At 64.9% G+C, this 15,404-nt stretch carries 10 protein-coding genes; 2 read left to right on the forward strand and 8 right to left on the reverse strand.

Annotated features, from left to right (window positions below):
* Positions 1-95: 95 nt before the first annotated feature.
* Entirely contained in the window at positions 96-869 is a 774-nt protein-coding gene (locus LT40_RS07335) for an enoyl-CoA hydratase (RefSeq protein WP_043188284.1), read from the forward strand.
* A gap of 68 nt (positions 870-937) precedes the next feature.
* On the opposite strand, the gene LT40_RS07340 is transcribed toward LT40_RS07335, so the two are convergent.
* The 6 genes from LT40_RS07340 to LT40_RS07365 form a co-directional block, all read right to left on the reverse strand.
* The gene (locus LT40_RS07340) at positions 938-2,089 is read right to left on the reverse strand and encodes an acyl-CoA dehydrogenase family protein (RefSeq protein ID WP_043188286.1); all 1,152 of its coding nucleotides are present in this window, start codon (positions 2,087-2,089) and stop codon (positions 938-940) included.
* A 14-nt stretch (positions 2,090-2,103) separates the two neighbouring features.
* Positions 2,104-3,195: an enoyl-CoA hydratase/isomerase family protein gene (locus LT40_RS07345; protein ID WP_043188289.1), complete on the reverse strand. Its 1,092-nt coding sequence runs from the start codon at positions 3,193-3,195 to the stop codon at positions 2,104-2,106.
* A 505-nt stretch (positions 3,196-3,700) separates the two neighbouring features.
* The gene (locus LT40_RS07350; protein WP_043188292.1) at positions 3,701-4,501 is read right to left on the reverse strand and encodes an ABC transporter ATP-binding protein; all 801 of its coding nucleotides are present in this window, start codon (positions 4,499-4,501) and stop codon (positions 3,701-3,703) included.
* Between the two features lie 9 nt (positions 4,502-4,510).
* Entirely contained in the window at positions 4,511-5,386 is an 876-nt protein-coding gene (gene ntrB / locus LT40_RS07355) for a nitrate ABC transporter permease (protein WP_043188294.1), read from the reverse strand.
* Between the two features lie 27 nt (positions 5,387-5,413).
* Positions 5,414-6,739: a CmpA/NrtA family ABC transporter substrate-binding protein gene (locus LT40_RS07360; RefSeq protein ID WP_043188297.1), complete on the reverse strand. Its 1,326-nt coding sequence runs from the start codon at positions 6,737-6,739 to the stop codon at positions 5,414-5,416.
* A 275-nt stretch (positions 6,740-7,014) separates the two neighbouring features.
* Positions 7,015-8,301, reverse strand: a complete 1,287-nt coding sequence (locus LT40_RS07365; protein WP_237749287.1) for a nitrate regulatory protein — start codon at positions 8,299-8,301, stop codon at positions 7,015-7,017.
* A gap of 146 nt (positions 8,302-8,447) precedes the next feature.
* Here LT40_RS07365 and LT40_RS07370 point away from each other — a divergent pair, with 146 nt between their 5' ends.
* On the forward strand, positions 8,448-9,374 hold the full coding sequence (locus tag LT40_RS07370) for a Gfo/Idh/MocA family protein (RefSeq protein ID WP_043188301.1): 927 nt from the start codon (positions 8,448-8,450) through the stop codon (positions 9,372-9,374).
* A 13-nt stretch (positions 9,375-9,387) separates the two neighbouring features.
* On the opposite strand, the gene LT40_RS07375 is transcribed toward LT40_RS07370, so the two are convergent.
* On the reverse strand, positions 9,388-11,712 hold the full coding sequence (locus tag LT40_RS07375) for a DEAD/DEAH box helicase (protein WP_052393299.1): 2,325 nt from the start codon (positions 11,710-11,712) through the stop codon (positions 9,388-9,390).
* 1 nt (position 11,713) lies between these two features.
* A complete protein-coding gene (gene mfd, locus LT40_RS07380) occupies positions 11,714-15,163 on the reverse strand; it encodes a transcription-repair coupling factor (protein WP_043188304.1) in 3,450 nt (1,149 codons plus the stop codon).
* Positions 15,164-15,404 lie beyond the last annotated feature (241 nt).

The following is a 15,404-nucleotide window of genomic DNA, read 5'->3' on the forward strand; positions in this document are numbered from 1 at the left end:
TACAAGCCCCAAGCGCGACCACGGGCAATGCGCCGCCCGTGGGTCGATACAACAATAATCATCGAGGCAGAAAGTGCCTCTACCTGGAGATCTACATGGCTTTTGAAACCATCCTGTTGGAAACCCGCGGTCGCGTGGGCCTGATCACCCTCAACCGTCCCCAGGCGCTGAATGCGCTCAACGCCCAGCTGATCGACGAGTTGAACCAGGCCCTGGATAGCCTGGAAGGCGATCGCGAGATTGGCTGCATCGTTCTGACCGGTTCCGCCAAGGCGTTTGCCGCTGGCGCCGACATCAAGGAAATGGCTGAACTGCGTTACCCGCAGATCTACTTGGACGACCTGTTCCACGAGAGTGACCGCGTGGCCAACCGGCGCAAGCCGATGATCGCCGCCGTGGCCGGCTTCGCCTTGGGTGGAGGCTGTGAGTTGGCGCTGATGTGCGATTTCATCCTGGCCGCCGACAACGCCAAGTTCGGCCAGCCGGAAATCAAGTTGGGCGTACTGCCGGGCATGGGTGGGACGCAGCGCCTGACCCATGCGGTGGGCAAGGCCAAGGCCATGGAGCTGTGCCTGACCGGTCGCCTGATGGGCGCCGAGGAAGCGGAACGGGCAGGGCTGGTGGCCCGCATCGTCGCCGCCGACCGGTTGCTTGACGAAGCCCTGGAGGTCGCCCAACAGATCGCCGCCAAGTCGCTGCCGATCGCGATGATGGTCAAGGAAAGCGTCAACCGCGCGTTCGAAGTGAGCTTGTCCGAAGGGGTTCGTTTCGAGCGGCGGGTGTTCCACGCGGCGTTTGCCAGCGAGGATCAGAAAGAGGGGATGGCGGCATTCATTGCCAAGCGCCAGCCGCAGTTCAAGGGTAATTAGCCCGCCTGCAAGGGGGCTGGTGCCTGGCCAGCCCTCTTGCGGCAATGTGAGTCATCACAGCGCGTGGGTTACAGCAGGTAATGACGCAGCTCGCGGGCGATCAGCATGCGCTGGATTTCGCTGGAGCCTTCGTAGATCTGCGTGATGCGCGCGTCGCGGTAGTACTTTTCCACCGGATAGTCTTCCAGGTAGCCGTAGCCACCGTGAACCTGCACGGCGCTGGAGCACACCCGTTCGGCCATTTCCGACGCGAAGAGCTTCGCCTGGGAGGCTTCGGACAGGCACGGCAGGCCCGCGCTGCGCAGGCGCGCAGCGTGCAGCACCAGCAAGCGTGCGGCATTGACCTGCACCTGCATGTCGGCCAACAGGTTGGCCACGCTTTGGTGTTCGATGATCGGCTTGCCGAACTGCACCCGCTCGCGGGCGTAGCCCAGCGCGGCCTCGAACGCGGCGCGGGCGATGCCCAATGCCTGCGCGGCGATGCCGATACGGCCGCCTTCGAGGTTGGACAGGGCGATGTTCAGGCCCTTGCCGCGTTCACCCAGGAGGTTGGCTGCGGGTACGCGGCACTGGCTCAAGGTGATGGCGCAGGTGTCGGAGGCGCGGATGCCGAGCTTGTGCTCGCTGCGGTCGACGGTGAACCCTGGGGTGTCGGTGGGAACCAGAAAAGCCGACAGGCCCTTCTTGCCCAGCTCCGGGTCGGTGACGGCGAAGACGATGGCCAGCTTGGCTCGGCGACCATTGGTGACGAATTGCTTGGCGCCATCGATGACCCAGTGCTCGCCGTCGAGCACGGCGCGGGTGCGCAGGTTGTTCGCCTCGGAGCCAGCCTGGGGTTCGGTCAGGCAGAAGCAGCCGATGACCTCGCCGCTGGCCAGGGCTGCCAGCCAGGTGTCCTGCTGGGCCGGGCTGCCGTAGTTGAGCAGGGGGCCGCAGCCCACTGAGTTGTGTACGCTCATCAACGCACCCAGGGCACCGTCGGCTGCGGATATCTCTTCCACCGCCAGCGCATACGCGACGTAATCGGTGTAGCTGCCGCCCCACTGTTCGGGCACGACCATGCCTAGCAGCCCGAGGGCGCCCATCTGTGCCACCAGCGCGTCATCGATCCAGCCCGCCTGTTCCCAGGCACGGGCGTGGGGCGCCACTTCGGCGCGGGCGAAGTCGCGCGCCATGTCGCGGATCATGATCTGTTCTTCGCTCAGTTCCAGGTCTTGCATGGCAGACTCCGGCCTCAGAGGCCTTGAAAGAAGGGCTCGACGCGGGCGCGTGCAAGCCGGTCTAGCGTCGGTGGGTTCCAACGCGGGTTCTTGTCTTTGTCGATCAGTAAAGCACGTACGCCTTCGATCAGGTCGCCGTGCTCGAACCACTGACGGTTCAGGTGCAGCTCCAGGGCGAAGCATTGCTCCAGGCTGCAGTGGCGACCGCGGCGCAGCAGTTCGAGGGTGACGGCCATGGCCAGCGGGGAACGGGTGCGCATCAGCCGCGCGGTGTTCTGCGCCCACGCCTGGCTGTCGGCGACGCTCACGTTTTCCAGCTGTTCGACCAGACTGGTCAGGTCGGCTTGACCGAAGAAATGGTCAATGGCCGGCCGCAGCCGGTGCAGCGGGGCGTCGGGGAGGGTCTGGACGCCGAGGCGGGCGAGTACACCTTGCAGGTCCTTGAGGGCATTGTCGCTCCACTGCAGTTTGTCCAAGCGCTCGTCGAGCTGGGCCAGCCGCTCGCTCTCCAGGTACCAGTCCGCCAGGCCGCAGTAGAGCGCATCGGCTGCTTCGATCTGTACGCCGGTGACGCCCAGGTAAGTACCGATTTCACCGGGGATGCGGCTGAGGAAATAGCTGGCGCCGACATCGGGAAAATAGCCAATGGCCACTTCCGGCATGCCCAGTTTGCTGCGCTCGGTGACCACGCGCAGCTCGGCTGCCTGGGCCAAACCCATGCCGCCGCCCAGGGTGTAGCCATCAAGCAGGGCCATCACGGGCTTGCGGTATTGATGCAGGCATTGATCCAGGGCGTATTCTTCGTCGAAGAACGCCTCGTGCAGGGATTCCCGGTTGCGGTAGCTCAGGTAGAGGTTGCGGATGTCACCGCCTGCGCAGAAGCCGCGGTCGCCAGCGCCGCGCAGGACCACGGCATGGATCTGCGGGTCCACGGCCCAGGCATCCAGGTAGCCGCGCAAGGCGCGGACCATGTCCAGGGTAAGCGCATTCAGGCCGGCCGGGCGGTTGAGGGTCAAATGGCCAATGTGGTTGCGGACTTCGCCGAGCACGTGGTCGTCGAGCTCCAGGGGAGAACGCTGGGGAGAGGAAAAAACCTGAGCTGTCATCGCTGAATCCCTGCTTGTTATTGATTTCCTGAGATAAATGAGCGGACCAGGCGATCGTGACAGGCAAGTTTGCAGCTTTCAATACAGATTAATGCAGGTCTTGCCTGCAAATTTGCACGGACTGCGAACGCGGGTCGGCATCCAGTAGACCGGCCCCGCGCCACGGCGTTCGTTGCCGTAGCAGCGGCGCAAGCCGCGTCGGCGGTGGATGCGGGGGTCAGGAATAACGCGGTGAAGCCGGACGCGGCTTGCGCCGTTCCTGTAGCAGCGGCGCGAGCCGCGTCGGCGGTGGCTGCGGTGTGTCTGATGCCACGCGGTGAAGCCGGACGCGGCTTGCGCCGTTCCTGTAGCAGCGGCGCGAGCCGCGTCGGCGGTGGCTGCGGTGTGTCTGATGTCACGCGGTGAGGCCGGACGCGGCTTGCGCCGCTGCTACTGGGAACGCGGCGCTGGCGTCGGCGGTTGGTGCGATGGATCAGGGGAAAGCGGTGAAACTGGATGCGGTGGTTCAGGCGACGGCTTCGACGACTTTTCCCTGTTTCTCATACAGGAAACTGAGCACCGCTAGGCGGTACTGGTTGTAGCGCGGGTCGTCGGCCAGGGCCAGGCGGCTGCGCGGGCGGGGCAGGTCGATGGTGAGGATTTCGCCGATGGTCGCCGCTGGGCCATTGGTCATCATCACGATGCGATCCGACAGCAGCACCGCTTCGTCGACATCGTGGGTGATCATCATCACCGTGTTGTGCAGCTCGCTCTGGATTCGCATCACCTCATCCTGCAAATGCGCGCGGGTCAACGCATCCAGCGCGCCGAACGGCTCGTCGAGCAACAGCACCTTGGGCTGCATCGCCAGCGCGCGAGCGATGCCGACACGCTGCTTCATGCCCCCGGAAATCTCGCTGGGGCGCTTGTGCAGGGCGTGGGTCATGTTGACCATTTCCAGGTTGTGCAGTGTCCAGGCATGGCGCTCGCTCTTGCTCTTGCTGTGCTTGAAGACCTTGTCCACACCCAGGGCCACGTTCTCGTAAACGGTCAGCCACGGCAGCAGCGAATGGTTCTGGAACACCAGGCTGCGGTCCGGCCCCGGCTGACGCACTTCCTTGCCGTCGAGAATCACCGCACCGTTGCTCGACTCGATGAGCCCGGCGACGATGTTCAGTACTGTCGACTTGCCGCAGCCCGAGTGGCCGATGATGGAAATGTATTCGCCGCGTGCGACGTTGAGGTTGATCCCGCGCAGCACCTGGCTGGTGACACCGTCGCGCTCGAAGTGCTTGTCGACGTTTTCGATACTCAAGTAATGGCTCATGTTGCCTCCTCAGCTTTGCGAAGTGCCACGGGTGACCAAGCGTCCGACCATCGCCACGAGACGGTCGAGGCAGAAGCCAACCACCCCTACGTAGGCCAGGGCGAGGATGATGTCGCTGATGCGCGAGGCGTTCCAGGCGTCCCAGATGAAGAACCCGATGCCGACACCGCCAATCAGCATTTCCGCAGCGATGATCGCCAGCCACGACAGGCCGACACCGATGCGCAGGCCGGAGAAGATGTAGGGCGCGGCCGCCGGCAGCATGATCTTGCTGAAGTATTCCAGGCCGTTGAGCCGCAGTACCTTGGCCACGTTGCGGTAGTCCTCGGGAATGTTGCGTACGCCCACCGAGGTGTTGATGATGATGGGCCAGATGGCCGTGATGAAGATCACGAAGATCGCCGAAGGGTAGCTGTCCTTGAAGCCGGCCAGCGACAGCGGCAGCCAGGCCAGCGGCGGCACCGTACGCAGGATCTGGAACAGCGGATCGAGGCCGCGCATGGCCCAGGTCGACTGCCCCACCAGCACACCGAGGCTGATCCCCACCACCACGGCCAGGGCGTAGCCATAGGCGACCCGTGACAGGCTGGCCAGCAACTGCCAGGCCATGCCCTTGTCGTTGCCGCCGTTGTCGTAGAACGGGTCGACGATCAGCTCCCAGGTGTCGGTGATGACCTGGGTCGGCGGCGGCAGCGCCGCGCCCTTGCCGCTGCACACCAGTTGCCAGACCAGCAACAACAGGGCGCCAATCACCACCGGTGGCAAACACTGTTGCAACACGAAGCGGCGGGTGTTCTTCAGCAGGCTGGCCATCCGCGGCGGCTTGACCTGCGCCTTGGCGACCGCCTGGGCGGCGCTGTGCAGCTTCTTCACTTCAGCATTCATGGTGACCTCCGGTCAGTGCGGGGAGCATCAGGCCAGGGCCTTGATGGACAGGCTGTCGAGATAGGCCTGCGGGTTCTGTGGATCGAAGGTCTTGCCGTCGAAGAAGGTCTCGATACCGCGCGAGTCGGAATCGGGAATCTGAGCGGACGGCACGTTCAGTTCGGTGGCGGCCTGGCGCCAGAGGTCGGAGCGGTTGACCTTGGCGATCAAGGCCTGGCTGTCGAAGTCCTTGGGCAAATAACCCCAACGCTTGTTCTCGGTGAGGAACCACAGGTCGTGGCTCTTGAACGGGTAGGAGGCGAAGTCGTCCCAGTAGCGCATGATGTGCGGGCTGTCCTTGACCACCTTGCCGGTGCCGTAGTCGAAGTTGCCTTTCATGCGCTCGATGATGTCCGCCACCGGCGCGTTGATCCAGCGCCGCTTGGCGCAGATTTCAGCCACTTCTTCCTTGTTCTGCGGCTGCTCGCAGAACATCTGCGCTTCCATCACCGCCTTGAGCAGCGCCTTGGTTGCGTTGGGGTGCTTGTCGACGTAGTCGGCGCGCAGGGCCAGGGCTTTCTCGGGGTGCTTGTCCCAGATCTCGCCGGTGGTATTGGCGGTGTAGCCGATCTTCTGGTTGATGAGCTGGGCGTTCCATGGCTCGCAGACGCAGAAGCTGTCCATACTGCCGACCTTCATGTTGGCCACCATCTGCGGTGGCGGCACGACGATGGTGGACAGGTCCTTGTTCGGGTCGATGCCGCCTGCAGCCAGCCAGTAGCGCAACCACAGGTCGTGGGTGCCGCCGGGGAAGGTCATCGCGGCATTGACGGTCTTGCCGCCGGCACGCTTGGCTGCCAGCGCCGCCTTGAAGGGCGCAGAGTCCAGGCCCAGTTTCAGGTCGGCGTGTTCGTTGCCCACGGAGATGCATTGCCCGGCCAGGTTCAGCCGGGCCACGATGTACATGGGCACCGGTTGGTTGTTCGGGGTGACTTTGCCGGCAGCGATCAGGTAGGGCATGGGCGTGAGAATGTGCGCGCCATCGATGCCGTTGGCAGCCGAGCCCAGCACCAGGTTGTCTCGCGTCGTGCCCCAGGAAGACTGCTTGAGCACTTCCACGCCAGTCATGCCGTGCTTGGCGAAAAAGCCCTTTTCGTCGGCGACGAACAGCGGCGCGGCATCGGTCAGTGCGATGAAGCCCAGCTTGGCCGTGGTGGTTTCCAGACCGTCGGTGCCTGCTGCCCAGACCGCCGAGGCCAGGCCGGGCGGCAGCAGGCCCAGGGCAGCACCGGCGCCGGCGACGGTCAAGGATTGCTTGAGAAAGTGCCGACGCTTGGCGTCGTGCGGGTGTCCCTTGAAAGGCGTGTCGTCCATCGCTGATTCCCCTGCTGGTGGCGGCCAAAAAAAAAGCAAAAAAAAACGGCGTTCACGCGGTCCGGGCAGTGCTGCCGGGAACGCGTGGACACCGTTGTCCAGGATTCGAATAGTCGACCGCAGTTGGCTGCGATCCTGTGTGTCTCAAAGCAGATTGCGTGCCAAGGCCGCATGAGCCGCGTAGCACGTGGATGGGCAGGTGCCGCGCAGCACCGGCGTGCACGGATGCGGAGCATGCCACGTGCGGGGTGCGCAAATAGGGCGCAGTGTCCGCTTCAACCCTTGCCGGCCACGGCCAGAACGTTCTGGGCCATGTCGACCATGCGCAGCCCTCGCGACATCGCCGATTGCCGCAAGCGGGTGTAGGCCTCGTTTTCGCTCAAGGCGTATTCACTCATCAGCAGCTGCTTGGCGCGTTCCACCAGCTTGCGCTCGTTGAGCGCCTGGCGCGCCTCGTCCAGTTGCAGGTTGGCGTCTTGCAAGCGATGGGTCTGGGCTTGCAGCAGATCCAGCAGCGAGCGGCCCATCTGCGGTCCGTGGCCGTCGGGCGCGGGGCTGTCGAGATCGCTGGCATGCACGCTGAACAGCCGGGCGTCGCCACAGCCCATGGTCTCCAGGCTGGCCAGGCGTTGCAGCAGCACACGATGGTTGTCCAGGTCGGCATGGGCCAGCTTGATGCTGCTCTGACAACTGGCCAGAAGTTGCTCGGCCAGGTGCTTCTCCACTTCGTGCATCTGGTCGATGCGCTGGCTGTGCAGATCGAACCATAATTGCGACAGGCCAGGGTCCACCGGATGCTGCGCCGAGGTGCGCATGCCGACCTCGCGCAGGCGCAACAACTGTGTGGTGAGTTCGCTGCGCTGCAGCTCGGCCCAACGCTGACCGGCCACCGGGTCGGCGAACTCGCCAAAGGTCTGGAAGCAGCGCTCCTGGCTTTGCGTCAGGTGCAGGATGCGCTCCTGCACGCTGGCGTCGAAGAAACCCGCTGAAAAGCCCACCACACCGGTGGCCCGCTCCTGGCCCGCCAGTTCCTTGCCCTGCATGAAATTGAACAGCGCTACCAGCACTCGGGTGATGCTGGGATCGATGGCGGTGTCGGCCGCTTCGAAGACGACCGCCATCAGCCCACCCACCAGGCGGGTCAGCGCCGAGGTGGCCACGCTGGGCGCCAGTAGACGTTCGCGGATGCGCCGACGCAGGCCGGGCAACTCGTCGAAGCCGTGCAGGACATAGGCGACACGGTTGAACAGCCGGGCACGGTCGGCAGCGCTGGCCGCGTTGAGGTCCATGGCCTGCAGCCGCGGCAGTACGTCCTGGGCCAAGGCCTGCGCCTGGTCGGCGTGCAGGTCGAGCTGGCCACGATAGGTTTCGGCCTGGCTGCCCAAGTAAAGGTTGGTGTAGCCACGTTCGCGCTGCAACGCGTGCACCAGGCGGCTTATCAATGTCACCAGTTCACAGGTGTCGGCCAGTCCGCGCAGGCCTTCGAGCTCGCTGCGGCGGGCGGCCAGCATGAAGCGCAGGGCAGGGGGCATAGGACGATCAGGCAGGGCGCGATCAGGCATGGCGGGCTCGCAACTTCGATGAGGGACGGCATGGCTGCATGCAAATCCTGGTCCCGACGCCGCGCCTGCCGCGTGCATCGCCGCGTATGCCGACGGCTGCGTAGCTGCTATAACGCGCAGGCCCAACAATAAAAAAGGAGTTCACGATGTCCCCCATTCGTCTCGGCGTGGTCGGCTACGGCAAGATTGCCCAGGATCAGCATGTCCCCGCCTTGCGCAACGACCCGGCCTTCGACCTGGTCGCCGTGGCTACCCTCGGCGAGCCATGCCCCGGCGTCGCGCATTTCGCCAGCCTGCACGAGTTGCTCGAACAGGCAGCGGATATCCAGGCGCTGGCCTTCTGCACACCGCCCCAGGGTCGCTATGCGCAGGTCCGCGAAGCGCTGCTGGCCGGCAAGCACGTGCTGGTGGAAAAACCACCCTGTGCCAGCCTCGGCGAGGCCATGGCCTTGGTCGAACTGGCCGCCGAGCAGGGCGTGACCTGCCTGTTCGCCTGGCATTCACGTTTCGCTGCCGGTGTCGAGCCTGCGCGCGCCTGGCTGGCGGGCAAACGCCTGCAGTCGGTCACGGTCCAGTGGAAGGAAGACGTGCGCAAGTGGCACCCGGGCCAGCAGTGGATCTGGCAGGCCGGCGGTCTGGGCGTGTTCGATCCGGGCATCAACGCCCTGTCGATCATCAGCCACGTGCTGCCCGAAGCGCTGTTCGTCACCCAGGCCAGCCTGCGCTTTCCCGGCAATCGCCAGGCGCCGATCGCGGCTGACCTGAGCATGAGCGATGCACAGGGTTTGGCAGTCAGTGCTGCGTTCGATTGGGACCATGGCCACGACGAGCTCTGGCAGATCGAGGTGCGTTGCGCCGAAGGCTGCCTGCGCCTGACCCACGGCGGCGCACAGCTGCTGATCGACGATGTACCGCAAACGCTCGAGACGACAGGCGAGTACCCCTTGCTCTACCGGCATTTCGCGCAGCTCATCGAAGCCGGCCGCAGCGATACCGATCTGCAGCCGCTGCGCCTTGTGGCCGACGGGTTTCTGCTCGGGGAGCGCGCAACGGTCGTCGACTTCGTCGACTGAGGCTGCGCTGCGTCTAACGGCGCTTGGCTGGCGGGCTCGGCAGCGGCGCGAGCAGGGCGTCGATATCGTTGTCCTGCAGGCGCCAGTCGCCGGTTTCCCTTGCATCGAGAATGCCGGCCGCCAAGGCTGACTTTTCCTGCTGCAGGTGCTGGATCTTTTCTTCCACGGTGCCGCGGGTGATCAGCTTGTAGACGAACACCGGTTTTTCCTGGCCGATGCGGTAGGCGCGGTCGGTGGCCTGGTTTTCCGCGGCCGGGTTCCACCAAGGGTCGTAGTGGATCACCGTGTCCGCTGCGGTCAGGTTCAAGCCCACGCCGCCGGCCTTGAGGCTGATCAGGAAGATCTGCAGCCTGCCGTCCTGAAAGTCCCTGACCGGTGCCCGGCGATCGCGCGTGGTACCGGTGAGCAATGCGTAGGGGATGCCTCGCTGCTGCAGCTCCTGTTCGATCAGGCCCAGCATGGAGGTGAACTGGGAGAACAGCAGGATGCGCCGACCGCTGCCCAGCAGTTCGTCGAGCAATCGCAGCAGGCTGGCCAGCTTGCCCGAACTGTGGCCCGGTGGCGGTGCTGCAACGCTGTTGACCAGGCGCAGGTCACAGCACACCTGACGCAGCTTGAGCAGCGCTTCGAGAATGATGATCTGACTGCGCGCCACGCCCTTGCGGTCGATCTCGGCGCGGACCTTCTTGTCCATGGCCAGGCGCACGGTTTCGTACACGTCTCGCTGCGCCTCGTTGAGTTCGACCCAGTGGACGATTTCGCTCTTGGCCGGCAGCTCGGTGGCGACCTGCTCCTTGGTGCGGCGCAGCAGGAACGGCTTGATGCGCGCGTTCAGGTGCTGCAATCGTGCCTGGTCGCCCTGTTTCTCGATCGGCAGGCGGTAATCGCGGCTGAACTGCTTGCTGTCGCCCAGCCAGCCGGGCATGAGGAAGTGGAACAGCGACCAGAGCTCGCCCAGGTGGTTTTCCAGCGGCGTACCGCTCAGGCACAGGCGTTGCCTTGCGTTCAACTGGCGTGCCGCCTGCGCGGCCTTGCTGCCAGGGGTCTTGATGTACTGAGCCTCGTCCAGCACCAAGACGTGCAGCGGCACCTGTTCAAGTATTTCAAGATCCTTGGGCAGCAGGGCATAGGTGGTCAGCAGCACGTCGTACTCGGCCAGGTGCGCGAAGTGCTTCTTGCGCGTGGCGCCGTGCAGGGCCAGCACCTTGAGCGCTGGCGCAAAGCGTGCGGCTTCGTCCTGCCAGTTGGGCACCAGGCTGGTGGGCATCACCACCATGGCCGGCCGATCCAGGCGCCCGGCCTGTTTTTCGATCAGCAGGTGGGCAAGGGTTTGCAGGGTCTTGCCCAGGCCCATGTCGTCGGCGAGGATGCCGCCCACCTCTAGTTGCCGCAGGGCCTGCATCCAGCTCACACCGTCCAGCTGGTAAGGGCGCAGGGTGGCACGCAATCCCTCGGGGGCGGCCACTGGACAGTGGCGGATGTCACGCAGGCGGTCGGCAAAATTCCGTACGCGCTCGCCACCCTGCCAGTCCAGCGGCAACGCCTGCAGCCCTTCCAGCCGCGTGGCATCGGCAGTGGCCAGGCGTATCGAAGTGTCGCCCGGTTCGCGCAGGTAGAAATCCCCGAGCGTCGCCAGCACCGGCTTCAAACGGCCGTAAGGCATGGCCACTTGCAAGGTTCGCTGAACCCCGGCATGCACGGTGTGTATGGGCACCAGAATCTGCTCGTCGTCGCGACGTCGCGCCAGGTGGGTCGGGTTGAGCAATTCCGGGTGGCTGCGCAGCAGGTTGAGCAGGATCGGCAGCAGGCTCAGCGGCTCACCGTCGACGACGATGCCCAGTTCCAGGTCGAACCAGTCCCGCCCAGGCGCTTCCTCGATGGTGGCGTACCAGCGCTCGACCGGCGTCAGGTCGAAGGCAAACTCCTCGGCGTATTCGATCTCCCAGCCCTGCTCACGCAACCCAGGCAGTTCGTTGAGAATGAAGCGCAGCCAGGCCGCGTCGCTGGGCAGCTCGAAGATTTCCCCGGCGCTTTCGGGCAGTGCCTTGCTTTGCCGGGTGGCCAGCTTGAAACCGATGCCCTGCAACTGTTCGCGCAAGGCACGCTCGGCGGCCGGCTGACGCTCGATCCGTGCGCTCTGGTTTTGCCATTGGCGCGCCACGCTGGTGGGCCGTGGCCCGCTGACGTATTCCCCCGCATAGCCGTAGGCCAGCGCTGCGCGGTGCTGCACGTAGCGCTGCATCTTGCCGTTGCGCGGTTCGAAGGCGCTGAACTCGACGCTGCCCAGCCACAGCCGTGGCCGCGGTTGCAGCGTATCGATCACGCGCTCATCGGGCATATCAACCGGCTTTTGGCGTCAGGCGCTCGAACAGCGCTTCGATGACGTTGAAGCGCTCCTCGGCGCGCTCCATCGGCACCATGAACTTGAACAGCGTGGCGCCTTCGAACTTGTAGCGCTTGGGCTGGCTCTGGATCAGCTTGATCAGGGTCAGTGGATCGACCGGCGTACTGGCGCCGAATTCGATCCGCCCACCTTGCGGGCCGCCGTCGACCTTGGTGATCCCCAACTGCTCGGCCTGAAGCTTGAGCAGGGTCAGGCGCACCAGGTTCTTGGTCGGCTCGGGCAGCAGGCCGAAGCGGTCGATCATTTCCACCTGCAGGTCCTTGAGACCATCTTCGTCCACCGCCGAGGCGATGCGCTTGTAGAGGATCAGGCGCGCGTGCACGTCGGGCAGGTAATCCTCGGGAATCAGCGCCGGCAGGCGCAGGTTGATTTCCGGGCCGCCACCCAGGGGCTGGTCCAGGTTAGGCTGCTCGCCCTTGCGGATCGACTTGACCGCACGTTCGAGCATTTCCATGTAGAGGGTAAAGCCGACCGCCTGGATCTGCCCGCTCTGGCCTTCGCCGAGCAACTCGCCTGCGCCGCGGATTTCCAGGTCATTGGTGGCCAGGACGAAACCTGCGCCCAGATCCTGGGTATTGGCGATCGCTTCCAGGCGCTTTTCCGCGTCCGGCGTGATCTGCTGGCGCGGCGGGGTCAGCAGGTAGGCGTACGCCTGGTGGTGGCTGCGCCCGACGCGGCCGCGCAGCTGATGCAGCTGGGCCAGGCCGAACTTGTCGGCCCGCTCGATGATGATGGTGTTGGCGCTGGGCACGTCGATACCGGTTTCGATGATGGTCGAGGCGATCAGCACGTTGAAGCGCTTGTGGTAGAAATCGCTCATCACCTGTTCCAGGTCGCGCTCGCGCATCTGCCCGTGGCCGATGCCGATGCGCGCCTCGGGAACCAGTTCGGCGAGGTCGGCGGCGCATTTCTCGATGGTCTTCACATCGTTGTGCAGGTAGTACACCTGTCCGCCGCGCAGCAGTTCGCGCAGCAGCGCTTCCTTCACGGTGCCCTTGTTCTGCTCCATGACGAAGGTGCGCACCGACAGGCGCCGTGCCGGTGGCGTGGCGATGATCGACAGGTCGCGCATGCCGGCCACGGCCATGTTCAGTGTGCGCGGGATCGGCGTGGCGGTCAGGGTCAGGATATCGACTTCGCTGCGCAGGGCCTTGAGGGCCTCTTTCTGGCGCACCCCGAAGCGGTGTTCTTCGTCGATGATCACCAGGCCCAGGTTCTTGATCTTGACGTCGTCCTGCAGCAGCTTGTGGGTACCGATGACGATGTCGATCTTGCCTTCGGCCAGTTGCTCGACGGCGGCACCGACTTCCTTGGCCGACTTGAAGCGGCTCATCACTTCGACCGTTACCGGCCAATCGGCGAAACGGTCGCGGAAGCTGTTGTAGTGCTGCTGGGCGAGCAGGGTGGTCGGCACCAGGATGGCCACCTGGCGGCCGCCGTGCACGGCGATGAACGCCGCGCGCATGGCCACTTCGGTCTTGCCGAAGCCGACGTCGCCGCACACCAGGCGGTCCATCGGCTTGGGCGCCAGCATGTCGTGGCGCACCGCTTCGATGGCCGACTGCTGGTCCGGGGTTTCCTCGAAAGCGAAGCCGGCGCTGAACGTGGCGTAGTCCAGGGCCGGGTCGGCGAACGCATAGCCTTCGCGCGCGGCGCGGCGGGCATAGATGTCGAGCAACTCGGCAGCCACGTCGCGCACCTGCTCGGCGGCCTTGCGCTTGGCTTTCTGCCAGGCCTCGGAGCCGAGCCGGTGCAGCGGCGCCAGGGCGTCGTCGCTGCCGGTGTAGCGGGCGATCAGGTGCAGGTTGGCCACCGGCACATAGAGCTTGGCGTTCTCGGCGTATTCCAGGGTGAGGAATTCAGCGACCTGGTTGTCGATCTCCAGCGTCGCCAGCCCCAGATAACGGCCCACGCCATGGTCGATGTGCACCACCGGCGCGCCTTCGCGCAGCTCGGTGAGGTTCTTGATGACGTTGTCGTTGGCCGCGTCGGCGCGCTTGTCGCGGCGGCGCCGCTGCATCACGCGCTGGCCAAACAGCGGGCTTTCGGCGATCAGGGCCAGGGCCGGGTCGAGAATCTGCAGCCCTTCGTCCAGCGGCGCGATGGTGATTGCCAGGCGTTCCTTGCCCTGGGCGAATTCTTCCCAACCGTCAACCGTTCTTGGGCGTACCTTGAGGCGCTCCAGCAACTCCAGCAGCACTTCGCGGCGGCCGGCGGATTCAGCGGTGAACAATACCCGCCCGGGGAACTGGTCGAGGAATCCGGCGAGCGCGGCGAGGGGCTGGCTGGCCTTGGCCTCGATGGCCAGGTCTGGCAGTTTCGCCGCAGCGAAGCGTTCGCGGCCCGGCCCCGACTCCAGGTCGTCCTGGCTGACGACGATGCGTGGCCAGGTCTTGAGTTGGGCGAAGCAGTCTTCTACCGGCATGAACAGCTCGGCGGGCGGCAGCAGTGGCCGCGCAGGATCGACCCGGCGCTCTTCGTAGCGGTTGCGCACGTCGCTCCAGAAGTGCTCGGCCGCCTGCTCGATGCCGGGCAGCGAGAACACCTGGGTGTCCTGGGGCAGGTAGTCGAACAGGGTCGAGGTTTCTTCGAAGAACAGCGGCAGGTAGTACTCGATACCGGCAGGGGTAATGCCACTGCTCAGGTCCTGAAAGATCGGGCAGCGGCGGAAATCGACGTCGAAACGCTCGCGAAAGCGTGCCTTGAAGCGGGTCACCGCTTCCTTCTGCAGGGGGAACTCGCGGGCCGGCAGCAGGCGGATCGACTCGACTTTGTCGATGGAGCGCTGGGTCTCCGGATCGAAGGTGCGCAGCGTCTCGATCTCGTCGTCGAACAAGTCGATCCGGTAGGGCAGTTTGCTGCCCATGGGGAACAGGTCGATCAGGGCGCCGCGCACGGCAAATTCGCCGTGCTCGTACACCGTGTCGACATAGCGGTAGCCGCTGGCTTCCAGGCGCGTGCGCATCTGCTCCACATCCAGGCGCTGGCCGACGTCCAGCACCAGGCTGCTGCCCAGCAGGAACTGGGTCGGCGCCAGCCGATGTAGGGCTGTGGTGATGGGCACTACCAAAACCCCGTGCGCCAGCTCGGGCAGGCGATAGAGGGCGGCGATACGCTGGGAGATGATGTCCTGGTGCGGCGAGAACAGGTCGTACGGCAGGGTTTCCCAGTCGGGGAAATGCAGCACCGGCAACTGCGGGGCGAAAAAGCGCAGTTCCTGTTCCAGCCGATCGGCGCTTTGGCTGTCGGCAGTGAGCAGCAGGGTGAAGCGCTTGGCGGCATTGGCCGCTTCGGCGATCGCCAGGCTCAAGGCAGCCCCGGGCAGGTTGCCCCAGGCGTGTTTGCCTGCCGAGGCAGGGAGTTGCGGAAGGCGCAGAACAGGCACGGGAGGTTGAGCTCCAAGCGTTGCGGCGGAAAACGAGGAGTGTACCGGGGTGGCAGTGGGCTGTCAGGTGCTGTTGTGGGGTTGCGACAATGAAGCCGCTTTCGCGGGCAGAACGTAAAAGGTCTTGGCTTTGCAGCGCTTGGCCTGCAAGGGCAGGGCCAGGCTTTTAACGGCGCGCCGCAGTCTGTCGCCATCCCTCGTCATAAAACCGCCGGGTATGATCTACCTCATTGGCAGGCCT

The organism is Pseudomonas rhizosphaerae, from assembly GCF_000761155.1.
Lineage (GTDB): Bacteria > Pseudomonadota > Gammaproteobacteria > Pseudomonadales > Pseudomonadaceae > Aquipseudomonas > Aquipseudomonas rhizosphaerae.